At 42.8% G+C, this 3,933-nt stretch carries 5 protein-coding genes; all 5 read right to left on the bottom strand.

Annotated elements, in window-relative coordinates; all coding sequences use genetic code 11:
- On the bottom strand, positions 1–388 hold a 388-nt coding region (locus ACFIJZ_RS09320; RefSeq protein ID WP_375631856.1), incomplete at its 3' end, for a hypothetical protein.
- Positions 385–972, bottom strand: a complete 588-nt coding sequence (locus tag ACFIJZ_RS09315) for a hypothetical protein (protein ID WP_375631855.1) — start codon at positions 970–972, stop codon at positions 385–387. The genes ACFIJZ_RS09315 and ACFIJZ_RS09320, both read right to left, overlap by 4 nt.
- Positions 936–1,151, bottom strand: a complete 216-nt coding sequence (locus ACFIJZ_RS09310) for a hypothetical protein (protein WP_375631853.1) — start codon at positions 1,149–1,151, stop codon at positions 936–938. Before ACFIJZ_RS09310 ends, ACFIJZ_RS09315 begins: the two co-directional genes overlap by 37 nt.
- A gap of 15 nt (positions 1,152–1,166) precedes the next feature.
- A complete protein-coding gene (locus tag ACFIJZ_RS09305) occupies positions 1,167–1,571 on the bottom strand; it encodes a hypothetical protein (RefSeq protein ID WP_375631851.1) in 405 nt (134 codons plus the stop codon).
- On the bottom strand, positions 1,568–3,933 hold a 2,366-nt coding region (locus ACFIJZ_RS09300; protein WP_375631849.1), incomplete at its 5' end, for a hemagglutinin repeat-containing protein. The genes ACFIJZ_RS09300 and ACFIJZ_RS09305, both read right to left, overlap by 4 nt.

Here is a 3,933-nt window from a genome sequence, read left to right as displayed (position 1 = left end):
CAGGTGCATTTTTATACTTTTTACAAAAAGGGCTGTTCAAACGCTTCTTGACACTGCGCTGTGGTATGACAGCACCTGGACGACAAATGGGAAGGTTTTCAGCTCTAAAAGTATAACACCAATATGGTCCTCCCCATTTGTAGCGGAATCCTGCTTGAATCATGCAAGCATCGATGGAAGCCTCTGCATTGATGCTTAGCTTTCTATTTTCTGGAAAAACATCATAAGGGGTTGGCATACCACATTCTAACAATGCTTTTCCTACCTCAGTAAAATCTGCTCCTGGTTTCTCCCATGCACTCAAAACTCCTGGTGGAGGCTTGTCGATGTTACATCCAGCAATATTTAACAGAATGAGACCACTTAATAATTTCAAGATTTGTTTCATTTTTTTCTTCCTGAATATTTTGAATAAATTGGCGTACGATTAGGTAATCCATAAAGCGATGTGCACTCATAACCTGCATGACCATAACAAGCATGAACACTTGGGTAGCCCTTTAATATTTGCCCTGCTTCTTTCCAGGGACCACTTCCAGGAGGTATTTGCTCAAAAGTGTAAGGATTTTTGCCAATCTTTGTACCCACAAAGTCATTTTTATGATTTTCCAAGTTTAGGTAATCCTGCTTTCCATCACTTAAGATATATAACGTATCTGCCATGTTTTGAGTATTATAAGCTGGTCCAAAGAAATTAATCGTTGTTTTCTTTGCTATACCATGAACACCATGCTTTTCTAAATCATGCGATCCATTGCCCGCTGTCATACTGCCGCGGCTATGCGCATCAGTATGCAATCCTATATTGCCAAGGCTATACAACAGATTCTGGTACTTCTTCGTCGAATTGGTCAAAATACCCAACTTACCTTCTAGAGCATACTGATACCCTGCAATGAACAACTCTACCAAGAACGAATCGCTATGAGGGAACATCAGAAAATAGTGCGGATCATTCTTGTTATCAGCCACAACTGAACCGCATTATGGGCTGCTTCATCTGGTGTTGTAAGAATACCATTGAGGAAAAAATGAACCTTGCCATCAGAACCTTTTTGTAAATTCTGTTGTTCTTCAGGCGTTAAATAATGTGCGTGAGGAAGCAATCCTGCCATTTCAAGCCAAGGCAAAGATGGCGGTTTGTTGATCATCACAAACAGCAAAACTTAAGGTTGGCATTCATCCGCATTTTTATACCTTTTACAAAACGGGCTGTTTAAGCGCTTTTCGACACTTCTCTTCGGGATGACAGCACCAGGCTGACAAATGGGAAGGTCTTTATAATTATAGCACCAATACGGACCACCGTATCTATCACGAAATCCTGCTTGGACCATACAAGCATCAATGGATGCCATTTGATTTAAACTGAGGTTTCTATTTTCTGAATCAGGATCGATAAGACTCGGCATTCCACATTCTAATAAGGCTTTTCCTATCTCAGTAAAATCTGCTCCCGCCTTCAACCACCCATGTACTTCCCCTGGAGGAGGTTTGTCAATATTTGATATGTCACATCCAGAGACACTTAACAGAACTATTCCACTTAATAATTTAAACAGTGTATTCATTTTTTTCTCCATAAATAACCTAAACCTAAATTATCTAAAATTGCATAAGGTGCATAAATTTTTGCATTATGATGTATTCCATAATTATCTTGACATTTTTTCCCCGCATTACCATAACACTTATGGGTACTAGGGTTATGCCCGATGAACGCTCCCCCTTGCTCTATCATTGGAGTTGCTGGTGGAAATATTGCATAAGGGAGCCTCAAGGGTACCTTATAAGCAGTAGGTGGATTGTGACCAAATCCTGTACCTATGGGATCGAATATATGGTTTTGTAAGTAAATATGATCTTTTTTACCATCACTCACATAATAGAGTGCATTCGCTATTGATTGAGAGTTATCAGCTGGTCCAAAAAGATAGATATCTGTTTTTTCTGCTATACCGTGAATGCCACGTTGTTCAAAGTCACGCATTCCATTGCCCACTGTCAAACTACCACGGCTATGCGCACTAACAATCGCCCCTGTATTGCCATAACGATAGATAAAATCTTGTAACTTCTTGGTCGAATTACTCCATCTCCCAAAATATTCATAAATCGCTACTCCGTACTCTACGAGCCTGTCTTTAGCTTGTGGGTGGTATGTAAAATAAAGGGGTTCATGTTCATTATCAGCTAAGTGGACAGCATTACCGGCTGCTTCATCTGGTGTGTTAAAAATACCATTATAGAACATACGCCTGTTGCCATCAGAGCCAGCTTGTAAATGCTGCTCATCTTCAGCATTTAAAAAGTGATACAGAGTAATATATTCTCCATCGCTGTCTTTTATAGGTTTTCCATTTTCATCGGTTAAATAGAGGACATTGCCATTTTCATCATGCAAAATCTCACCTACTGGATGTTCTTTAACATTTGCGACTTCGCGCACTTTGTCCCAGTATCCCAATCCTTCATCCGATAAATCATTGATCATATCTACGCGATTATGCACTGCTCCCTCAAGTGGTGCGACATCTAGCTGTCCTACTGCCTGGTGTGCTGCTGCGGTGTTGCGGTTGAGAGAGCCAATGATTTGTCCAGCATCTTGCCCCATCGCCCTCTGTCCAGTTGTATCAGTAAGGATGATAGTCCCATCGCTGATAGCAGATTTGGTTTCCCCTTCTGCTCCATCCTTGGCTTTGCCGTGATTTAAAACATTCTTGGCAATGTTTTTTATCGTGTCATTCCCAGAAATGCTAAACCCATGGCTGCTGGCTTTAGCATGGGCACTGTTGCTGATATCACTGGTGCTAATGCTTCCTGTGGTCAGGCTGTTTTTATCTGCCGGCGCGGTGCTGGCAATGATGCCTCCGGTCAGCGTTGTTTTGTCTTTAACTATGATATTAAAGCCGCCATCACCCGCTTTGATGCCTGATTGCTCCACAACACTATGATAATCGCTGGAGGATTTATCCTTTTGGAAAGAGGCGCTCATGGACCCCCCACCACCCGTTTGTCCAGCACCAAACCCAACAGAAACAGAATTTTGCTTACTGGAAGTTTGTCCCGTATCACTGCGGCTGGTAATGGCAAAATCACCCCCTACTTCCATTTCTACACGCTCTCCAGAAACCACGGCGCCTGCCAATGTGGTGTTTGCCCCACTCGTGGTATGAACAGTGCCGGTGCCTATAATATGGCTGTTTTTGTGTTGAACTTCCTCACTGGAACCTTCCCCTTGACTAAAAGAAGCACTACCCGTTGCCCCTGCGCCACCCGTGCCATAACCGGTGCCAACACTCATTGAAGAACTTTCACTGCTGTTTTGTGTGCTTTGCGTGTTTTGTGCACTTTCAAAGATGATATCTTCACCTGCTTCCATGGTGATCTTTCCGCTCTGTGCATCATTTTCCAGCACATAGATTGGATTGGTACCAGCGATAATATCAGCGCCAACACCATGAATGCTGCCTTTGTGGGCTTGCATGTTAACAGCGCGTCCGCCTTCTATGCTATCTGTCACCGCTGTGGAGACTTGAGAAGAGGCTTCTGTTTTCTCAGTTTTAAAGCCCACGGTTACACTGCCAGATGCGCCAGCCAGATTGGCAAGAGCATCCTTGGTGGAGCCCCCCATCCCTCCTAATGGGCTACTCAGTCCTTTGGTTGTGTTCCCCTTTTCTCCTGTGTTGCCAGTCAGCCAATTAATAAAGTTCTCTCCTTTATTAAAGAGGTGATTGATTTTCATGCCGGTCAGTATGCCATTAATAACTGTATTGTTACCATCCTTATTATTCATGTGATCTGCGGCATCTTTTAGTCCTTGTACCGTGCCAAGGACACCGATATCAACGGAAGTTGTCACACCAGCAAAAGACTTTTCATGCTTTTCTTTTGCGTTAGAGGTATCATAGCTTTCTGATAGGGTGATATTAT

This window comes from Bartonella sp. CL70QHWL, assembly GCF_042194855.1.
Taxonomy (GTDB): Bacteria; Pseudomonadota; Alphaproteobacteria; order Rhizobiales; family Rhizobiaceae; genus Bartonella.
The sequence above is the reverse complement of the archived record's forward strand: the minus strand, read 5'-3'. Positions and strand labels throughout refer to the sequence as shown.